Origin of the sequence: Streptomyces sp. NPDC057002, from assembly GCF_042673825.1 — a bacterium.
In the GTDB taxonomy this organism is placed as follows: domain Bacteria; phylum Actinomycetota; class Actinomycetes; order Streptomycetales; family Streptomycetaceae; genus Streptomyces.
On record NZ_JBHURZ010000006.1, the window covers coordinates 276637 to 295211 of the forward strand.

At 71.7% G+C, this 18575-nt stretch carries 16 protein-coding genes; 15 read left to right on the forward strand and 1 reads right to left on the reverse strand.

The window, feature by feature from the left end; genetic code table 11:
• Positions 1 to 74 precede the first annotated feature (74 nt).
• On the forward strand, positions 75 to 3281 hold the full coding sequence (locus ACFT32_RS29480) for an AMP-binding protein (protein WP_382495922.1): 3207 nt from the start codon (positions 75 to 77) through the stop codon (positions 3279 to 3281).
• Positions 3256 to 4449, forward strand: a complete 1194-nt coding sequence (locus ACFT32_RS29485; RefSeq protein WP_382495326.1) for a cytochrome P450 — start codon at positions 3256 to 3258, stop codon at positions 4447 to 4449. The genes ACFT32_RS29480 and ACFT32_RS29485 overlap by 26 nt, the downstream gene beginning before the upstream one ends.
• A 182-nt stretch (positions 4450 to 4631) precedes the next feature.
• Here ACFT32_RS29485 and ACFT32_RS29490 read toward each other — a convergent pair whose 3' ends face one another.
• Positions 4632 to 5864, reverse strand: coding sequence for a helix-turn-helix domain-containing protein (locus ACFT32_RS29490; RefSeq protein WP_382495327.1), 1233 nt, complete (start codon positions 5862 to 5864; stop codon positions 4632 to 4634).
• Between the two features lie 314 nt (positions 5865 to 6178).
• Here ACFT32_RS29490 and ACFT32_RS29495 point away from each other — a divergent pair, with 314 nt between their 5' ends.
• The 13 genes from ACFT32_RS29495 to ACFT32_RS29555 all read left to right on the forward strand — a co-directional run bounded on the left by ACFT32_RS29495 (position 6179) and on the right by ACFT32_RS29555 (position 18494).
• A complete protein-coding gene (locus tag ACFT32_RS29495; protein ID WP_382495329.1) occupies positions 6179 to 6334 on the forward strand; it encodes a hypothetical protein in 156 nt (51 codons plus the stop codon).
• A gap of 185 nt (positions 6335 to 6519) precedes the next feature.
• Positions 6520 to 7323, forward strand: coding sequence for a phytanoyl-CoA dioxygenase family protein (locus tag ACFT32_RS29500; protein WP_382495331.1), 804 nt, complete (start codon positions 6520 to 6522; stop codon positions 7321 to 7323).
• Between the two features lie 11 nt (positions 7324 to 7334).
• Positions 7335 to 8384: a polysaccharide deacetylase family protein gene (locus ACFT32_RS29505; RefSeq protein ID WP_382495333.1), complete on the forward strand. Its 1050-nt coding sequence runs from the start codon at positions 7335 to 7337 to the stop codon at positions 8382 to 8384.
• Positions 8381 to 9754, forward strand: a complete 1374-nt coding sequence (locus tag ACFT32_RS29510) for an FAD-binding protein (RefSeq protein WP_382495335.1) — start codon at positions 8381 to 8383, stop codon at positions 9752 to 9754. Before ACFT32_RS29505 ends, ACFT32_RS29510 begins: the two co-directional genes overlap by 4 nt.
• Positions 9654 to 10646 (forward strand): aldo/keto reductase, encoded by a 993-nt coding sequence (locus ACFT32_RS29515; protein WP_382495336.1) that lies wholly within the window; start codon positions 9654 to 9656, stop codon positions 10644 to 10646. Before ACFT32_RS29510 ends, ACFT32_RS29515 begins: the two co-directional genes overlap by 101 nt.
• A gap of 65 nt (positions 10647 to 10711) precedes the next feature.
• Positions 10712 to 11503 (forward strand): SDR family NAD(P)-dependent oxidoreductase, encoded by a 792-nt coding sequence (locus ACFT32_RS29520; RefSeq protein ID WP_382495338.1) that lies wholly within the window; start codon positions 10712 to 10714, stop codon positions 11501 to 11503.
• A gap of 47 nt (positions 11504 to 11550) precedes the next feature.
• Positions 11551 to 12777 carry an ATP-grasp domain-containing protein gene (locus ACFT32_RS29525; RefSeq protein ID WP_382495340.1) on the forward strand — a complete coding sequence of 409 codons (1227 nt, stop codon included), beginning with the start codon at positions 11551 to 11553 and terminating at the stop codon, positions 12775 to 12777.
• A 79-nt stretch (positions 12778 to 12856) separates the two neighbouring features.
• Positions 12857 to 14077: an ATP-grasp domain-containing protein gene (locus ACFT32_RS29530; protein ID WP_382495342.1), complete on the forward strand. Its 1221-nt coding sequence runs from the start codon at positions 12857 to 12859 to the stop codon at positions 14075 to 14077.
• Positions 14077 to 15261: an acetyl-CoA carboxylase biotin carboxylase subunit family protein gene (locus ACFT32_RS29535; RefSeq protein ID WP_382495344.1), complete on the forward strand. Its 1185-nt coding sequence runs from the start codon at positions 14077 to 14079 to the stop codon at positions 15259 to 15261. The genes ACFT32_RS29530 and ACFT32_RS29535 overlap by 1 nt, the downstream gene beginning before the upstream one ends.
• The gene (locus ACFT32_RS29540; RefSeq protein ID WP_382495346.1) at positions 15254 to 16579 is read left to right on the forward strand and encodes an MFS transporter; all 1326 of its coding nucleotides are present in this window, start codon (positions 15254 to 15256) and stop codon (positions 16577 to 16579) included. Before ACFT32_RS29535 ends, ACFT32_RS29540 begins: the two co-directional genes overlap by 8 nt.
• 18 nt (positions 16580 to 16597) lie before the next feature.
• Positions 16598 to 17644 carry a UDP-glucose 4-epimerase GalE gene (galE, locus tag ACFT32_RS29545; RefSeq protein WP_382495347.1) on the forward strand — a complete coding sequence of 349 codons (1047 nt, stop codon included), beginning with the start codon at positions 16598 to 16600 and terminating at the stop codon, positions 17642 to 17644.
• A gap of 71 nt (positions 17645 to 17715) precedes the next feature.
• Positions 17716 to 18366 carry an alpha/beta fold hydrolase gene (locus ACFT32_RS29550; RefSeq protein WP_382495349.1) on the forward strand — a complete coding sequence of 217 codons (651 nt, stop codon included), beginning with the start codon at positions 17716 to 17718 and terminating at the stop codon, positions 18364 to 18366.
• On the forward strand, positions 18351 to 18494 hold the full coding sequence (locus tag ACFT32_RS29555; protein ID WP_382495351.1) for a hypothetical protein: 144 nt from the start codon (positions 18351 to 18353) through the stop codon (positions 18492 to 18494). The genes ACFT32_RS29550 and ACFT32_RS29555 overlap by 16 nt, the downstream gene beginning before the upstream one ends.
• Positions 18495 to 18575 lie beyond the last annotated feature (81 nt).

Consider the following 18575-nt stretch of genomic DNA (forward strand, 5'->3'; position numbering starts at 1 on the left):
CACCGATGGCATCTTTGAGGCAAGGTATTTGTCAAACCAGGAACACCCCTCCGCAGAAGGGACTGTCCGTGCAGATGGAACCAGTCGAGGCCCCGGCGCGTCCGTCGCGCCGGCCGGCCTCGGGCATCCATGAGGTGGTGGCCGGCATCGCACGGCTGCGCCCCACGGCGGTCGCCCTCGTCCAGGGCGACCGCACCAGGACCTACCGGCAGCTGGACGCGGCGGCCGACGCGTGGGCCGCCCGGCTGGCCGGGGCCGGGGTCGCGCGGGGGCACCTGGTGCCGATCCTGATGCCGCGCGGCATCGAACTCGTCACCTCGATCCTGGCCGTGCTCAAGCTCGGCGCGGCGTACGCGCTCTGCGACCCCGCCTGGCCGGACCGGCGGCTGGAGGAGGTGGCCGGCCAGCTCGGCGCGCGCGTGCTGGTGACGGACCCGGACGGGGCCGGGCGGACCGCTCTCGCCACCTGGCTCCCCCCGCAAGGGGAGGAGAGCGCTCCGGACGGCTTCCGGGCCGCGACCGTCACCGGCACCGACCCGGCCTGCGTGTTCTTCACCTCCGGCACCACCGGCCGGCCCAAGGGGGTGCTGTCGCCGCACCGCGCCACCACGCGGCTCTTCCACCCGGAAGGCTCTCTCCCGTTCGGCCCCGACACGGTGATGCCGCTGGCCGCCGCGCTGCCCTGGGACGCCTTCTCCCTGGAGCTGTGGGCGGCGCTGCTCAACGGCGGCACCTCCGTGATCGTCGACGAGCCGTACCTGTCGGCCCAGACCTTGCGGGACGGCATCTCCCGGCACGGGGTGCAGACCGTGTGGCTCACCAGCAGTCTCCTCAACATGATCGTCGACGAGGACCCGGGGGCCTTCGGCGGTCTGCGGACCGTGATCACCGGTGGGGAACGGCTGTCCGTCTCCCATGTGCGCGCCTTCCTGCACCGGCACCCGGGCGTACGCCTGGTCAACGGGTACGGCCCCGTGGAGAGCACCGTCTTCGTCGCCACCCATGACCTCTCACCGGCCGACTGCGAATTGCCCGACGGCGTTCCGGTCGGCCGGCCGGTGCCCGGGACCGGCATCCACGTCCTCCAGGGGGAGCGGCCCTGTGCCGTGGGCGAGACCGGCGAGATCTGCGTCACCGGCGAGGGACTGGCCCTGGGGTACCTGGAGCACGGCGAGCCGAGCGGGACCGCCTTCCCGTCCCTGACCCTCGGCGGAACGATCGAACGGGTCTACCGCACCGGCGACCTGGGGTACTGGGACGAGCGGGGCGTGCTGCACTACCGAGGCCGGGCCGACCGTCAGCTGAAGGTCAGGGGGCACCGCGTCGAGCCCGCCGAACTCGAGCGGCAGATAGAGGAGTTGCTGCCCTCCGTCCGGGCCTGCCGGGTGGTGGCACGCCGTGACGCCACGGGTGCGGCTCAGGGACTGCTGGCCTTCTGTGTGCCGGCCACCCCGGGTGATCCCCTGGCGGGGGCGTCGGCCGCGCTGCGCTCGGCCCTCGTGCCGTACCAATGGCCGGAGCTGGTGATCGGCGTCGACGCGTTTCCGCTCACGCCGATGGGCAAGCTCGACGAGCGCCGCCTGCTGGCCGGTGTTCCCCGTCCCGGTGACGCCCGGCCTGCGGCCCCGTCCCGAAGCGGGCCGGGGGAAGACGGCGGGGGCGAGACGGTCCGGCTGGTCCGCGAGGCGTTCGCCGCGGTCCTGGACACCGACGACGTACCAGGGGACGTGCCGTTCGCCGAACTCGGCGGCACCTCCCTCGCCGCCGGACGGGTGTGCGCCCGGCTCACGGCCCGTCTGGGATTCCCGCTGCCGCTGTCGCGCTTCTTCCGGGACCCGACCGTGACCGGAGTGGCCGAATGGCTCGCCGGGGAACGCCGGGCGACGGACGCCGCTCCTACCCGGCCCGGCACGTCGCTGCCCGGCGAGACGCTCTCCGATTCGGCGATCTCCGGAACGCTCCCGCGGGCCGCGTCCGTGGACGGCTTCCCGGAGGTGCCCCTGACGCCCATGCAGACGGTTCATCTCACCCGTCACCTGCTCGATCCCACCGACCGGACCGCGTACTGCATGGTGTTCTGGACGGTCACCGGACCGCTGGACCGTGCCGCGCTGGCCGCGGCCGTCGCGCGGGTGCACCGCCGTCATGAGCCGCTGCGCAGCGCCTACGTCATCGACCCCACGCCCACTGCCCTGATCACGGACATCGAGGCGCCGGAGCTGGAGGCGCTGCCCGCGCGGCCCTCGGTCGAGGAGGCGGTCGAGACGCTGCGGACCGAGCTGTCCGACCTGCTGGAGATCACCGAGGGGGAGATCTGGCGTGCCGCTGTCGTGCCCGTCGACGCGGCGGACACGGCGGACACGGCGGTCTTCGGGTGCGTGGTGCACCACATCGCATTCGACGGCTGGTCGGAGTCGGTCCTCGCGCGGGAACTGGCGGCTGCCTACAACGCGGTGCCGGGAAGCGGTGAGCACACCGCCCCGCCTCCCCCGTCCCTCGCCGAAGCCTGGCACCGCCGGACCGCGCGGCGCGAGCGGGCCGATCTGCCGGCCCAACGCGCCATCGCGGCGGAGGAGTTGGCGCACACCCCCGAGCTGCGCTGGCCCGTCCCCGGGGAAGCCGGCGGGCCCCGTACGCCGCGGATCGCCGAAGTCCTGCTCAGCCCCGCCGAGTTGGCCGCGATCGATGCCCGGGCCGCCGACGCCGGCGTCACCCGTTTCGTGGTGCTGCTCGCCGCCTACGCGCAGACGCTCGCCGCCATCACCGGGCAGCGGGACTTCGCGGTGGGCGTCCCGGTGGCCCAGCGCGCGGACGACGGTCTCGGCCGGGCCATCGGCTGCCACGTGGAGACCGTGTGCGTGAGACTGCGTGGCTCCGTTTTCACCGGCGACGACTCCCTTCCGGCTGTCCGCCGGTCCGTCGAGCGGGCCTTCTCCGCCCAGGACCTGTCGCTGCCTGAGGTTCTGGAGATCGTCCGGCCGCGCAGGAGCGCCCGGCCGCCCCTCTTCCAGACGCTCTTCGTCCTCCAGGACAACGCCTCGGCCGACCTCCGGCTCGCCGGCCTGCGCACCCGTTTCGTGCGCCCTCCCTACCTGGACCTGCCGCTGGAGGCGCACACGGAGGTCTGGCCCCTTCCCGACGGCGGAGCCCGTCTCGTGCTCTCGTCCCGGCCGGACGCGCTCGCCGACCGGACCGCGCACGAACTGCTCAAGCGCTTCGCCGACCGTCTGCGCACCGCGAACCGAGGAGACCACGATGACCTTGGCAGTCCCCGCTCCTGAAGTGCTGATCGACCCCGAACTGCACGCCACCGGAGACCCGCACGCCCTCTGGCGCTGGATGCGGGCCCATCAGCCGGTGTACTGGCACGACCCCGGCGCCCTGCCCGGCTTCTGGTCGCTCACCCGTTACGAGGACGTACGGGCCGTCTGCCGGGACCCCCGGACGTTCAGTTCTGAACAGGGCATCGTGCTGCGGCCCGAGAGTCATGGAAAGGACCCCGGCGGCGGCCGGACGCTCGCGCTGACGGACCCGCCGCGCCACCGGCAACTGCGCGCCGTGGTCGCTGACTGGTTCACCACCCGGTCGGTCCGCTCCTTGGAGGACTCGATGCGAGCGGTGGTCCGTTCGGTGATCGCGAGAGCCGTCGAGGCGGGCGGCTGCGACTTCGTCACCGACATCGCCGCTCGGCTGCCCCTCTACGTGATCTGCCACCTCATGGGGGTCCCCGAGGAGGACCGCGAGAAGCTGTTCCAGCTGGCGAGCGTGGCGTTCGGGACCGCCGACCCCGTCGCGCAGAGCGCTGCGCACCAGGAGATCATGCAGTACTTCGTCGAGCTCATGTACCAACGGATGGAGGAGCCCGCCGACGATCTGGTGAGCGCTCTGGTGAACAGTCCGGTCGACGGTGAACTCCTGCCCGAGGACGACATCCTCCTCAACTGCGACAACCTGCTGGTCGGCGGCACCGAGAACGTCCGGCTCGCGACCTCGGGCGGCATGCTCGCGCTGCTGGAGCGGCCCGAGCAGTGGCAGCGCCTGGCGGCCGACCCGGGACTCCTGCCGACGGCGGTCGAGGAGATCCTGCGCTGGACGTCCAGCGCGAACGTCGTCATGCGGGTGGCCACCGCGCCCACGATGATCGAGGGGCAGCGGATCGAGGCGGGAGACCGGCTCATGCTGTGGATCCCCTCGGCCAACCGCGACGAGAGGGTCTTCACGGACCCCGACCGCTTCGACCCCGCCCGCCGGCCCAACCGCCACCTCGCGCTCGGCGCGGGCGAGCACTTCTGCATCGGCTCGCTGCTGGCCCGGACGGAGATGCGGGTGCTGTTCCGCGAACTGCTCGACATGGCCGTACGGGTGGAACAGACGGGGCCCGCGGTGCCCGTGCGCTCGATCGTGGTCAACGGGCTGGAGAGCCTGCCGGTGCGGATCGTGCCGCGCTGAGTGCCGGGGACGGGACCTTCGGCTCTCGTACGACCCGTGCGCGGAGCCCGGCGTACCGCCCAGCGGGGCGCCGGGCCGGTCGTCGTGCCTGAGCACCGCCGTGGCGGACCGGGAGGACGGCGGTGGACCGGCGGCCGTCATGAGCCGACGCTCCCCACCGGCCCCCGGAGCCGGCCGGGCGGTCAGCCGGTGGGGAACTGCGACCGGCCGGTGTTCTCCAGGGTCTCCGCCAGCACCCGCCAGATCTCGGCGGCCAGATCCAGGTACGACGTGCGACGGGCCTCGTCGCCCAACCGCTTGAGCTGGGCGAGACCCTGGGCCTGATGCCCCTCGACGATCATGAGCAGGCTGTCGAGGGTCTGCAGCCGGATCCGGTCCCGGTAGGTCAGGACGAGTTTGTCGAGGTCCAGCCGGTCGTGGGCCGCCCTGGCGTCCTCGTACCGGCCCTCCTCGAACGCGAGGTGCGCCTGGAGCACCAGCAACTCCTGCTGCTGGACGGGCGTACCGACGAGGGCCAGCGCTGTCTCAGCCTCCGTCAGGCACCTCCGGGCCGGCTCGGTGAGGGCGGGCCTGTGCTGCAGATACAGGGATGCCGCGGCGAGGCGCAGCCGCGCCCACAGGACGGGATCGACGCGGCTGTCCAGCGCCTGCATCGCCTGCGTCAGGTACGCGTGGGCCGACTCGTCGTCTCCGTAGCGCGAGCTGACCGTGGCCGCCGACCACAGGGCCTCCACACGCAGCGTGTCGGTCCTGTCCGCCACGAGTTCGACGAGCTCCTGCGCGTGCGCCCGGGCGTCCGGCAGCCGGCCGGCCTCCGCCTCGACCGAGACGAGTGCCAGCAGGGCGGTCCCGGTGTCGGACGTGGACAGCTCGGCCTTCCGTGCCTCGTGGTAGGCCTGCACGGCGAGTTCGAGCGCCCGGGCGACCTGGCCCGTCGACCGCAGGCACCGGGCGAGCTGAGTCCTGGACCTGCACTGCAGTGCCGGGAGCTCGAGCTTGTCCGCCACCTTGGCCAGCTCCTCGAGGCATGCCTGTTCCTCGGTGCGCTCACCGCGCCGCTGCCAGTACCGGGCGATCAGCCACAGGGCTTGCCAGCGCAGCAGGGGATCCTCGTCCTGGGCCGTGGCGAGCACGTCGATCAGGTCCTCGACGGCCTCGTCGGTGTCCGAGGAGGTGGCGATGCTCAGTCCTTGCGCGAGCGAGCTGCCGCCGGGCAGGGCGTCGAAGGCCGAGCGATCCACTTCCAGTCTCTTGGCAAGGTAGGTGATCACTCGGTCAGTGGGTTGCCGGGCACCCGACTCCAGGCGTGACAAGTACCCCGTCGAGATTTCCTCGCCGACCAGTGCGGCCTGGGAAAGTCCGCGCTGCAGCCGCAAGGCCTTGAGACGTGCCCCGAAGGACGACTCTTCTGTCATGTGGGTCCCGCAATCAACTCTCGCGTACGGCCATGGTCGATCCCCCGACCCCCCAAATGCACTGTCCGCATCCTACCCGTGTCCGGCACAAGCTGACACACCAGTTGCCGAGGCGATGACAGCCAGTGGGGCACGGTTCACTCCGAAGTTGCCTGAATCTGCGAAGGAGATTGGCAATGCTTGGCAAGAAAGTCTTGCCAAGCGATCGTGAGACGCCCTAGGTTGATGCATGTCCAGCCGCACCAAGTGCCTGTACAGCCAGCCCTCATCCCTCTCTGTATCCCTTGCCAGGGATCTTCTGTCTGGAGACGTTCATGCGCACACGCGTCCTCACCACCTCTGCGGCGCTCCTGTTCTCCCTTGCCGCGACCCTCCTGGTCGGTGGTGGGTCCGGTATCGACTGGCCGGCGGATGGCGAGACCGCCGTCGTCCAGGCCCGGGCCGAGGTCGGCGACATCGACTGGCCGTGACGCGGCGCGGGGTTACCAGGATCGACAAGGGACATTGTCAAACCGAGGCAAGTCAGTTGTCAGGACATGTCATGATCGCTTCAGGTCGAGCCGCTCGATCGAGCCCAACCCGTCCGGGCCTCCGCCCACCCCATCAGGGCCTCCGCCCACCTCATCGACGAAGAACGGAGCTTTAACCAGTGTCCGTGCAGACGATCTACGCCCCCACGCAAGCGCCCGAACTGACCGAGGAACAGATCGCGCAGTTCGAGCGGTCCGGTTTCCTCGTGCTTCCGGGCTTCCTCCCCGACGACCTGGTGGCCCGGGTCAAGCCGGAAGTCGACCGCTGGGTCGACCAGGGCCTGCGCGCCCAGGCGATCGCGGCCGTGGTGGACCCCGAGAACAACGGCACCCCGGCGGTCATGGAACTCGACATGCCCGCACACGGCGAACTCCTCACCCACGAGCCACTTCTGCGGGTGATCGGACAGTTGCTGGGGCCGCGGTTCGTGTTCCACCACATGCACAGCGACCGCCACGCCCCCGACCTCCCCGGGAAGGCCTGGCACCACGACTACGAGCAGCGCGTCCAGTCACACCGCACCCACACCATGGTGCACGCGCTGCACTACCTCGACGGCATAGACCCGCAGATGGCCGGCCTCGCCGTACTCCCCGGCTCGCACCGCGAGGTGGCCGAGAAGACCGCCCGCGTCCACCTGGGCACCGAGGTGCTGCCCGGCGAGCTGTTCATCGAGGACCTGCTGCCCGGATCGACCGTGCTGTTGCACTCCGCCCTGTTCCACGCCCGCCGGGCGAAGCCGGAATACCCGGGCCGCCCGCGCTACTTCGTCGACGCCTCCTACTGCCAGGCCGGGACACTGTGGCCGCCGGTGAAGCCGTACTGGCGGGAGATGCTGAGCCGGGCGCGCGAGCTCAGGCTCGCGGGCACCGACTGGCCGGACCTGTTCGCCGAGCGACACTTCGGCGACTACTCGAAGCCCGAGTAGTGGGCGGCCACATGCTGTACGCCGGAGTCTCATGGCACACGGGCGGCTACCAGCTCGCGGTGATCGGCCAAGACGGCCGGCGCCTCCCCGTGCCCGACGCCTACCCGTCACACCGCGCGGATGAACTGATAGCGGAACTGGGGAAGCTGGGCGACGCGCTCACCGTCGTGGTGGAGAGCACCAACGGCACCTTGGACGGGCGCATGATGGCGGCGGGTCTGCGCGTCCACCGCGCCGACCCCTGGATGCTGCCCGACCGGCCGCTGATCGGCTCCGTCCCGGCGGAGGAACTGGCCCGCGCGAGCCTGCGCCGGGCGAACGGCCTGATGCCACTGGAGGCCCACCGGGGCACCCAGACCGGTCGCGAGGGCGAACTGGCCGCCTGGATCGAGTCGTCGGCCGAAGCCGAGCACGCACTCACGGCCGCGGGACGCTTCTTCAGCCATGGAAGCCGCGACCACCGCCAGGTCGCGCTCACCTTCGACGACGGCCCGCTGCCGCCGTACACCGGCCGGATCCTCGACATCCTGGAGCGCTACGGGATCCCGGCGACCTTCTTCTGCGTCGGGATCAACGCCGGCGGCTTCGCCGAGGACCTGACGCGGATGCGCGAGCAGGGGCATGGCATCGGCAACCACACCTGGTCGCACCCGTTTCTCCCCGAGTTGTCGCGGCCGCAGCTGGCCGAGCAGATCAACCGCACCGCCGAGGCGATCGCCGAGGCGAGCGGGGGCGGGGCACCCCGGCTGTTCCGGCCGCCGTACGGGTCGCGGACGCCAGAGGTGATGGGCTGGCTCACGGAGTTCGACGCCACCACGGTGCTGTGGGACGTGGCGCCGGACGACTGGGCCCTGCGGCGGGCAGAGGCCATCGCGCACGACGTGCTGGCCGACGTCAGGCCCGGCTCCGTCGTCCTGCTGCACGACGGCGGCGGCGACCGCACGCCCACCGTGGAGTCACTCCCGCTGATCATCGAGGGACTGCTCGAGCGCGGGTACGAGTTCGTCCGCGTCGACGACATGCTCGCGCACACCGGATCCGGCCTTGCGGGTGCCGCATGAGGAACTGGGCGGGCAACATCACCTTCGGGACGGCGCGGGTGTCGCGGCCCGAGTCGGTCGACGAACTGCGCCGGATCGTCGCGGGCAGCGAACGGGTCCGGGCGCTCGGCGCCGGGCACTCCTTCAGCGGGATCCTCGCCACGGCGGGCAGCTTCGTACGGCTCGACGGGTTGCCGCCGGCCGTCGACATCGACGCGGAGGCCGGTACGGCCACGGTGACCGCGGGCATGCGGTACGCCGACGTGGCCACCGAACTGCACCGGGCGGGCTACGCGCTGACGAATCTGGCGTCGCTCCCGGACATCACGGTCGCCGGGGCGTGCGCCACCGGCACCCACGGGTCCGGCGACACCCAGCGCGGCCTCGCGGCCGCGGTGACCGGGCTGGAGATGGTCGGCCCGGAAGGCGATCTGGTCGAGCTTCGCCGCGACGTCGACCACGACACCTTCGCCGGGTCCGTGGTCGCCCTCGGCGCCTTGGGCGTCGTCACCCGGGTGACCCTGGAAATCGAGCCGTCCTTCGAGGTCACCCAGTCGGTACGCGTGGCGGTGCCGGTCGATGAGGTCCAGGGCCGCTTCGACGAGGTGTTCGGCTCCGCTTACAGCGTCAGCGTGTTCACCAAGTGGGACGACGACGCAACCGTGTGGCTCAAGCGACGTACCGACCGACCCGTGACCGGCCTGGACCTCGGCACGCCGGCGCAGCACCCGCTGAACCCGGTGCCCGGGGCCGACCCGGCACCGTGCACGGCTCAGCTGGCCGTGCCCGGCCCGTGGCACGAGCGGCTGCCGCACATCCGCACCGGAGCCGCCCCGCGGATCGGCGACGAATTGCAGTCCGAGTACTTCCTGCCACGCTCGGCCGCTCCGGCCGCGTTCGCCGCTCTGCGCGAACTGGGCGGGCTCCTGGGCCCGGTCCTGCATGTCGCCGAGGTACGGACCGTTCGCGGCGACCACCTGTGGCTGAGCCCGGCGTTCGAACGGGACTCGGTGACGTTCCACTTCACCTGGATCAAGGACATCGCCCGTGTGCCACCGGTGATCGCCGCCGTGGAGAAGCGGCTGGTGCCGCTCGGAGCGCGTACGCACTGGGCGAAGCTCACGGCTATGACCGGGTCCGAGATCCGGTCCGGCTACCGCCGCGCGCCCGACTTCCAGGAGCTGATGCGGAAGTCCGACCCGGACGGCAAGTTCGGCAACGACTTCACGGACGAGTTGTTCCCCGCCCCCGATCCAAACCCCTTGCCCCAGCTGATCTGGAGACCCACGCGTGGAAAAGCGACCTCTGAGCAGGACCGAGCGGAAGGTCTCCGTCGTCGGTCTCGGCACATGGCAGTTCGGCGACGGATGGAACGAGGTGGCGGAGCGTGACGTGCGCGCCATCCTCGACACGGCCGTCGCGGGCGGTGTCGACTTCATCGACACCGCCGACGTCTACGGCGACGGCCGCAGTGAGCGGCTGATCGGACGGTTCCTTCGGGAGTTCCGTACGTCGCCGGGCGAGCAGCCCACCGTGGCGACCAAGATCGGGCGCCGCGGCCCGCAGGAACTCGGGGCGTTCACCCTCGACAACTTCCGCGAGTGGACCGACCGTTCGCGGGCCAACCTCGGTGTCGACACCCTCGACCTGGTGCAGCTGCACACCCCGCCGGACGCCGTGTTCGCGTCCGACGCGGTCTACGACGCGCTCGACGTGCTGGTCGACGAAGGCCGGATCGCGGCGTACGGCGTCAGCGCGGAGACCTGCGACCAGGCCATGGCCGCCCTCGCCCGGCCCAACGTCGCGTCGGTGCAGATCATCCTGAACGTGTTCCGGCGCAAGCCGCTGGAGCGCGTCCTGCCCGCCGCCCGCGCCGCCGGCGTGGGCATCATCGCCCGGGTACCGCTGGCGTCCGGTCTGCTGTCCGCGAAGTTTCGGCGGGACACCGTCTTCGCCGCGACCGACCACCGTGCCTACAACCGGCACGGCGAGCAGTTCGACGTGGGCGAGACCTTCTCCGGCGTCGACTACGAGACCGGCCTGGAAGCCGCGGCCGAGTTCGCCGGACTGGTGCCCGACGGCGTCACGCCCGCGCAGCTCGCCCTGCGCTGGGTCACTCAGCAGGACGGCGTCACCACGGTGATCCCGGGCGCCACTTCGATCGCCCAGGCACGGGCCAACGCGGCGGTCGGATCCATGGCGCCGCTGCCCGAGCAGACCCTCGACCGGCTGCGCGAGCTGTACGACCGCCGGATCCGGGCCCAGGTGCACCACCTCTGGTGACCGACGGCCGCGGCCGGGGCCACACCCTGACCGCAGGCCGACCTTCCCTACCCAGGAGCCACAGGATGAAGATCGCCGGAGAGACCGTTCTCCTCACCGGAGCGACCGGCGGCATCGGCCGGGTGCTCGCCGAGCGCCTGACCGAGGCGGGCGCCGACCTGATCGTGACCGGCCGTGACGCCGACGCGCTGCGCGAGCTCGCCACCGAGGTCGGTGCCCGGTGGGTCCCCGCCGACCTCGCCGACCCGCGCGACGTCACCGAACTCGCCGAACGCTGCGCCGGCACCGGCATTCTGGTGGCGAACGCGGCGCTGCCCGCCAGCGGGGACCTGCTCGAGTACACGCCCGAGCAGGTCGACCGGGCCCTGACGGTGAACTTGGGCTCGGTGGCCGTACTCGCCCGGCTCCTCGCCCCGGCGATGGTCGGCGCGGGCCGGGGGCACCTCGCCTTCGTCGGATCGATGTCGGGGAAGGCCGCCACCCCGTACTCCTCGCTGTACACCGCGTCGAAGTTCGGGCTGCGCGGCTTCGCCCACGCCCTGCGGCTGGACCTGCGCGAGGCGGGCGTCGGGGTCTCACTGATCCAGCCGGGCTTCGTCGGTGAGGCCGGCATGTTCGCCAGGACCGGGGCGCCCCTGCCGCGCGGCGCGCGCACCGTCACCCCGGACCAGGTCGCGGCGGCGGTGATCCGGGCCGTCGAACGCGACCGAGGCGAGATCAACATCGCGCCGGTCAAGCTCCGGCTGCTCTGCGCCCTCGCGGTGCAGTTCCCCGCCGCCGCGGCCTGGATCCAGCGGCTGGGCGCCCCGGACGACACCGCCCGGCGGATCGTCGACGCGCAACGGGCCCACCGGTGAGCGCCGGTGGCCGACGGCCGAACCCCACCCTCACAAGGAGCAGGCACATGAAGGACAGCGTTCTCGTCATCGGCACGGGGTTCCAGCACTTCAGGGAGTACGCGCTGCGAGGGCTGGCACAGCGGTACCGCGTCGTCCTCGTCGGGCAGTCCCCGCTGGAGTGGGAGCTGCCGTACGTGGCCGAGTACCGCGAGGCCGACCTCCAGGAGGAGGCGGCGATCCTCGCCGCCGCCGAGGAGCTGGCGGCTCGTAACCGGATCGTGGGCGTCGTCACCTGGGACGAGTGGCTCGTGGAGCAGGCCGCCGAGATCGGCGCGCTGCTGGGCGTGCGGTCCATGCCGACCGGGGCGGCGCGGTCGTGCCGCGACAAGGCGACGCAGCGCGCGCGGTTCCAGGAGGAGGGCGTCCCGTCGGCGCGGTTCCACCTCGCGGCCTCCGTGGCCGAAGCGGTCGCCGCCGCCGACGAGCTCGGCTATCCCGTGGTGGTGAAACCCCGTGGCCAGGCCGCGAGCATCGCGGTCACGATCGTCCACGGTGAGGCCGAGCTGCGCGAGGCCTTCGAGGTCGTCCGCGGCGCGGAGAGCCCGTCCATCGGCGACGGGCTCGTCCTCGTCGAGGAGTTCCTGTCCGGCCCGGAGATCGCGGTGGACAGCTGGGTGCTCGACGGCCGGGTCGAGCCCTTCTCGATCTCGGCGAAACGCACCGACTACCCGCCGTTCTTCGAAGAGGTGGCGCACGTCGTCGGCAAGGTCCTCGACAGCGGGACCGAGGCCGCGGTCCGCGACGTGGTGATCGCCGCGAACCAGGCCCTCGGCGTCGACCGCACGGTCACCCACACCGAACTGATGCTCACCGCCGACGGCCCCAAGGTGGTCGAGGTCAACGGCAGGCTCGGCGGCGACCTCATCCCGCGCCTGGCCGAGATCGCGATTCCCGGGCTGTCCATCGGCGGCGTCCTCGGCGCGGTCGCCACCGGCCGCGAACCCGACCCGATCCCGGAGCCGGACCGCCTGGTCGGCATCCGCTTCCTGTACCCGGGCGCGGACCTGACGTTCGACGGCATCGAGGTGCCGGCCGCGCTCGCGGACGAGCCCTGGGTGCACGAAGTGCGGCGGGTCAGCGAACCGGGGACCGAACTCCGGCTGCCGCCAAGGCAGTTCCTCGGCCGGGCGGGCTATGTCATCGCCACCGGCGCCGACATCGCCGAGATCGACGCGCGGCTGCTGGCGCTGGCCGACAGCACCACCGTGGTCGGCGAACCCCTGGGCGTCTGAGCCCTCGTCCCGGCACCCGCCGAGTCCTCCCGCGACTTCCGTCTCCACCACCCTTTTCGCACCACGAACGGAGAGAAAAATGAAGAAAGCCCTGATCTTCGGCGAGTACAAGATCGCCCGCTTCCTGCCCGTCCTGCGCGACCGCGGCTACACGGACTTCGTCGTCTACTCGGCCATCGAGTTCGACTCGGCCGTCGAGTTCGACGACGAGGGCGTGCAGGTCAAGCTGCTGAGCCTCGACTGGACCGCGGACGACGTGGTCCGCGTGCTGGAGGCCGAGCGGCCCGAGGTCGCCATCGCCAACCCGTACGCCCACGGCCAGGAGCAGCTCCCCATCGTCTACGGACAGGCCGCCGCCCGCTGGGACGGCCGGTTCGTCGCGCATTCCGCCGCGTTCGCCGAGGTGGCCTGCGACAAGGTCAAGCTGCACGAAACCGGCGTGGAGCGCGGCTGGCCCGTCCCGGCGGGCGCGGTCTGCGCGGACGCCGACGCGGTCGCCGCCGCCGCCTGGGAGCTGGGCTTCCCCCTCGTCATCAAGGAGGCCCAGGCACAGGCGGGCGACGGCCGGTTCTACGCGGCGTCGGCCGAGGAACTCGAGGCGGTACTCGCGGCGGGCCTGGCGTTCCCCGCGATCGTGCAGACCTTCAACGAGGGCGTCGAGACCGGCATCGAGCTGATCAGCGCGGGCGGTGAGCTCATGCGCTGGCCGGTGGTGTCCATGGGCCCCCTGGACGCGGGCCTCGACCCGTCGCTGCGGGCGCGCGTCGCTCCGTACACCCTCCCGGAGGGCGCCGCCGCGCGGCTGGAGGCGTTCCTCACCGACATCCAGGAGAACTTCGCCCCTTACGGACCGTGGCAGATCGACTTCGCCGTGGTCGGGGACGACATCGTCGTCCTGGAGATCAACCCGCGTCTGGGCGGCCTGTCCGACCTGGGGCTCACCGGCACCGGCACCGACCCGCACGCGGTGTTCACCGGGGCCGCGCTCGGCGAGCCGCTGCCCGAGGTCCGCACGCGCGCGGTGGCGATAGAACTGCCGTCGACCGAGATCCCCGGCGTCGAGGTGCCCGCGCACCCCGAGGGCGCCGACGTCATGCGGGTGACCGCGCGCAAGCCGACCAACCGGTGCTTCATCAACACCGACCGCATGCAGCTGGTCACCACGATCGGCGACTTGGAGGCGGGCCGGCGCTGGGTCAAGGAGCTGGACGCCGTGGGCCTGTTGCGCTGCTCGCCGGAATCGGCCTACCGGCAGCTGGAGCAGGGTTTCGAGATCTTCGGCGGAAAGGCGGGGTCGTGATGAGGGTGCTGATCGCCGGTCTGGGCGAGAACAAGGAGTTCGGTCTCAAGTCGCTGCGGGACGCCGGGCACTTCGTCGGTGTCATCGACCTGCCGCACCGCGTCCCGATCAACCAGTGCGACTGGTGGCGCGCGGGCGACCGGTTCTCGGTCGACTCGATGCTCGAGGCGGCGAGCTCGGCCGACTTCGAGTGGGACGCGATCCTGTGCTGGGAGGAGCTGTCCACCGACATCGCCCGGGAGGTCGCCCGCAAACTCGGCGTCGCGGCGCCCCGGATGCCGGCGGGTGTCTTCCGCGACAAGGGCCTCATGCACGGCCGCCTGCGTGAGCAGGGCGTTCCCTCGCCCCAGCTCGGTGTGGCCCGCGCCGTCGAGGAGGGCGAGCGACTGGCCGAGGGCCGGTTCCCGGTCGTGGTCAAGCCGACGGACTACGGCGGCAGCGGCGGCGTCAAGGTGGTCGACGATCCGCGGGACTTCGCCGACGCCTTCCGGGCCGCCGCCGCGCTGTCGGCGAGCGGGCGGGTGGCGGTGGACCGCTACGTCGTCGGCACGGAGTACAGCGTCGAGGCCGTGACCTGGGCGCCCGGGGACACGCAGATCATCGCGATCACCGAGAAGCACCTGACCAGGCCGCCGTTCTGCGTCGAGGTCGGCCATGTGTCGCCGGCGACGGTGCCGGACGCGGACCGTGAGCTGCTGTCGGCCGCGACGGTCCGTGCGCTGGAGGCCCTCGGCATGGAGGCGGGCGTGTGCCATGCCGAGTTCCGCATGAGCGACACGGGCCCGATCCTCATGGAGGTCGCCGGACGCCCCGCCGGCGACCAGATCCCCCGGTTGGTGGAGCTGGCCACCGGGTGGAACCTGAACACCGCGGAACTCGCGGCGGTGGTGGGGGAGCGCACGGCTCCGGGGACGCCGGCCGCGGAGTGCTCGGCCATCCGGTTCTTCGTCGGCGACGGCGAGACACCGTTCCGCCACCGGGTGACGCTGGACGGCGCGAGCAGGCCGCCGCTGCTGGGAACCCTGCGCGAACTGCGCTTCTTCGCGGCTGAGGGCACGGTGCCGCGGGTGCCGCGCGGCCCGGAGGACCGGGTGGGCTACGCGCTGTTCGCGGGCACCCGGGCCGAGGTCCTCGCGGCCCTGGCCGAGCTCGACCAGGGCGCGGAGGTCTACCGAGGTGACTAGCACCCACGTCGAGCCGCGCGGTACGAGCGGCCCCGAAGGCCGGACGCAGCCGTCGAGCGGGCCCCCCGCACCGGGCCGGAGCCTGTGGCACAACCGCGACTTCCTGAAGCTGTGGTCGGGGGAGACGGTCGCCGCGTTCGGCGCCCAGGTGACCCAGCTGGCGCTCCCGCTGCTGGTGCTGGGCCTGGGCGCGAGCGCGACGCAGGTCGGTGTCGTCTCGGCGATGCAGTATCTGCCCGCGCTGTGCGTGACGCCGTTCGCCGGCCTGCTGATCGACATGATCGACCGCCGGCTCATCCTGCTGGTGGCGAACCTCGTGCGCGCCGCGGCGCTGGCCATGGTGCCGGTGCTCCACCTCGTCGACGCCCTGTCCGTCCCGGCGCTGTGCGTGATCGCGTTCTTGGTCGGTTCGGGCACCGCGGTGTTCGACGTCGCCTACCTGGCCTATCTCCCGGCGCTGGTGCCGCAGCGGCACCTCGTGGACGCCAACAGCAAGCTCCAGGGCTCCTACTCCGTGGCCCAGATCGGCGGCCCCGGTGTCGGCGGCCTGCTGATCAGGGCGCTCGGCGCGTGGTTCGCGATCCTGGCGAACGTCGTGGCCTATCTGGCGGCGTTCGTGACCATGTTCCTGATCCGCCACCGGGAGCCGCCGCGCACCCCGGCGGACGAGACCGCCAGACCCCGTCTGGCCGACATCCTCACCAGCTTCGGACTGCTGTGGCGCCATCGGATCCTGCGGGTGCTGACCTTCCAGGCGGGCTGGTTCAACCTGTGCGAGCAGGCGATCCTGACGTTGTTCCTGGTCTACTCGGTCAAGGAACTGGGGATGGACGCGGGCGGGGTCGGCTTTGTCCTGGCCCTCGGCAGCGTCGCCTCGCTCGCCGGGGCGGTGGTGGCCAAGCGGGCCGGAAACCGCTTCGGGTTCCCCAGGGTCCTGATCCTGGCCATGGGCTTCGCGTCGGTGGCGCCGGCTCTGCTGCTGCCGACCGGTGGGAGCACGCCCTGGAACTTCGTGCTGGCGACACTGACCTTCGCGGTCTACGGGTTCGGTCTGACCATCTACAACGTCCACGTCGTCGCGTTCCGGCAGTCGGTGATCCCGTCCGAGGTCCTGGGCCGGGCGACGGCGGCGTACCGGATGCTCACCTACGGGCCGTTCCCGCTGGGCGCGTTCCTCGGGGGCCTGATGGGCGAGCGGTTCGGCCTGTGGAACTCGATCCTCGTCTTCGCGATCGCCTCGGTCGCGGGCTGGTCGCTGTTCGCTTCGGCTTGCTGGAGGCTGCCCGCTCCGGCGGCCGAGAAGACACCGACGGCATAGTTCGGGAAGGTACGGAAAATGACCTGGCTGGTCACAGGCGGTGCGGGTTACATAGGGGCGCACGTGGTCGCGGCGCTGCGGGAAGCCGGTATGGGCGCGGTGGTGCTCGACGACCTGTCGTCGGGCTTCGCGGACCGGCTTCCGGCGGGCGTGCCGTGCGTGGTCGGGTCGGTGCTCGACGGCCGCCTCGTGGAGGGGGTGCTGCGCGACCACCGGGTCGACGGAGTCATCCACCTCGCCGCGAAGAAGCGGGTCCCCGAGTCGGTCGGTGATCCGCTGTTCTACTACCGGGAGAACGTGGAGGGCCTGCGCGTACTCCTCGAGGCCGCGAGCAGGGCGGACGTGAAGCGGTTCGTCTTCTCGTCCAGCGCCGCGGTGTACGGCAGCCCGCCCACCGAGTACATCACCGAGGAGACGCCCTGCCACCCGGTGAACCCGTACGGCGAGACGAAGCTGGCGGGGGAGTGGCTGGTGCGGGCGGTAGCGCACGCGAGGGGGCCGGGCTACGTCAGCCTGCGCTACTTCAACGTGGCCGGGGCGGGCACCCCCGAGCTCGCCGACCGGCAGGCGGCCAACCTCATCCCGATGGTGTTCGAACAGCTCGCGCTCGGCAGGCGGCCGGTCGTGTTCGGGGCGGACTACCCGACTCCGGACGGGACCTGCGTACGGGACTTCATCCACGTGTCCGACCTCGCCGCGGCGCACGTGGCGGCGGCGAGGCGGCTGACCGCGGACGCCGGCGCGCGGCTGACCCTCAACGTAGGGCGCGGCCGCGGGGTGTCGGTGCGGGAGATCATCACACTGATCGGTGAGGTGACCGGGCGCCCGGTCGAGCCCACGGTCATGGAGCGCCGTGCCGGCGACCCGGCGCGGGTGGTGGCCTCGGTCGACTCCGTCCTACGCGAATTGGGCTGGAGCGCGCGATTCGGGGTGCGGGAGATGATCTCGTCGGCCTGGACGGGTTGGCAGCGCCAGTACGGCGAGGGCTCCACGCCGTCGGCTCCACGGCAGCGTGTAATTCGGTTTTCGAGGGGGTGCGGGGCGCCTACGGTGAGGCCCATATGACTCTCCTACATGCGCATGACTACGGGGGCGATGGCCCGCAACTGGTTCTTCTGCACGGGTTCGGGCGGTCTTTGACCGACTGGACTGCCTCGGCTGCTCAGCTCAGCGACGGGTATCGGGTGCTCGGCATCGATCTGCCCGGGCACGGTCGCTCTCCCGATATCTCCCCCTGGAGCATCCCCGCCGTGGTGCGGGACATCGCTGAGACGCTGGACGCGCACGGTGTGCCCGAGGCCGTCGTGGTGGGGCATTCTCTCGGGGGAATGGTTGCCGTCGAGTACGCCCGGGCGTATCCGGACCGTGCTCGTGCCGCCGTGAATCTCGACGGGTTCTGGTGGCGGCGGGAGTACCCCGGTGCCGAGCAGGTGACCGAGGGGCTGCTGGCGTCGGTCGGGGCCGTCGCGCCGGCCGAGTACATCGAGCAGCAGGTCATCAACTCCGCCCGGTTCGGGGTTCCCGCCGGGCGTGCGGAGGCCGCTGCTCGTGCGGCGGCGCGTCCGTTGCCCGACGGAACGTGGCAGACGCTGCCGGAGCGCGCGGCTGCGCTGGAGATCGTCGACGAACTTCACCGGATCGGCGCGCAGGGTGTCGCCGCGTGGCTGGACCAGGTGGAGCGGCCGCTGCTCATCGTGCAGGCCGGGCGGCGGCTGCCGCCCGCGCCCGGCATGGAGTGGTTCGACGAGTTCAGCACCCGGTCGCGCGGGAGGTGTCCGACGAGCTGACAGTGGTCTCCCGCGCCCGGCCGTCGATCAGCGTTCAGCGCATCGACGCCACCCATCCCATGATCCTTGAGGCTCCGGAGGCGGTGGCCGGGCTGGTCGCCGGGTTCGTTCGCGCCCTGCCCGGCTGAGGAATCCGGCACACTCGGCACAGCTGCTTCGAAAGGTTCGTTGATGACACTCGGCATGGTCCTCGGAGACGCGGACGTCGT

Bases quoted from the DNA above. Each gene is read 5' to 3' on its own strand.
- ACFT32_RS29480 (WP_382495922.1), top strand. From the start codon at position 75: ATGGAACCAGTCGAGGCCCCGGCGCGTCCGTCGCGCCGGCCGGCCTCG.
- ACFT32_RS29485 (WP_382495326.1), top strand. From the start codon at position 3,256: ATGACCTTGGCAGTCCCCGCTCCTGAAGTGCTGATCGACCCCGAACTG.
- ACFT32_RS29490 (WP_382495327.1), bottom strand. From the start codon at position 5,864: ATGACAGAAGAGTCGTCCTTCGGGGCACGTCTCAAGGCCTTGCGGCTG.
- ACFT32_RS29495 (WP_382495329.1), top strand. From the start codon at position 6,179: ATGCGCACACGCGTCCTCACCACCTCTGCGGCGCTCCTGTTCTCCCTT.
- ACFT32_RS29505 (WP_382495333.1), top strand. From the start codon at position 7,335: ATGCTGTACGCCGGAGTCTCATGGCACACGGGCGGCTACCAGCTCGCG.
- ACFT32_RS29510 (WP_382495335.1), top strand. From the start codon at position 8,381: ATGAGGAACTGGGCGGGCAACATCACCTTCGGGACGGCGCGGGTGTCG.
- ACFT32_RS29520 (WP_382495338.1), top strand. From the start codon at position 10,712: ATGAAGATCGCCGGAGAGACCGTTCTCCTCACCGGAGCGACCGGCGGC.
- ACFT32_RS29525 (WP_382495340.1), top strand. From the start codon at position 11,551: ATGAAGGACAGCGTTCTCGTCATCGGCACGGGGTTCCAGCACTTCAGG.
- ACFT32_RS29530 (WP_382495342.1), top strand. From the start codon at position 12,857: ATGAAGAAAGCCCTGATCTTCGGCGAGTACAAGATCGCCCGCTTCCTG.
- ACFT32_RS29535 (WP_382495344.1), top strand. From the start codon at position 14,077: ATGAGGGTGCTGATCGCCGGTCTGGGCGAGAACAAGGAGTTCGGTCTC.
- galE (WP_382495347.1), top strand. From the start codon at position 16,598: ATGACCTGGCTGGTCACAGGCGGTGCGGGTTACATAGGGGCGCACGTG.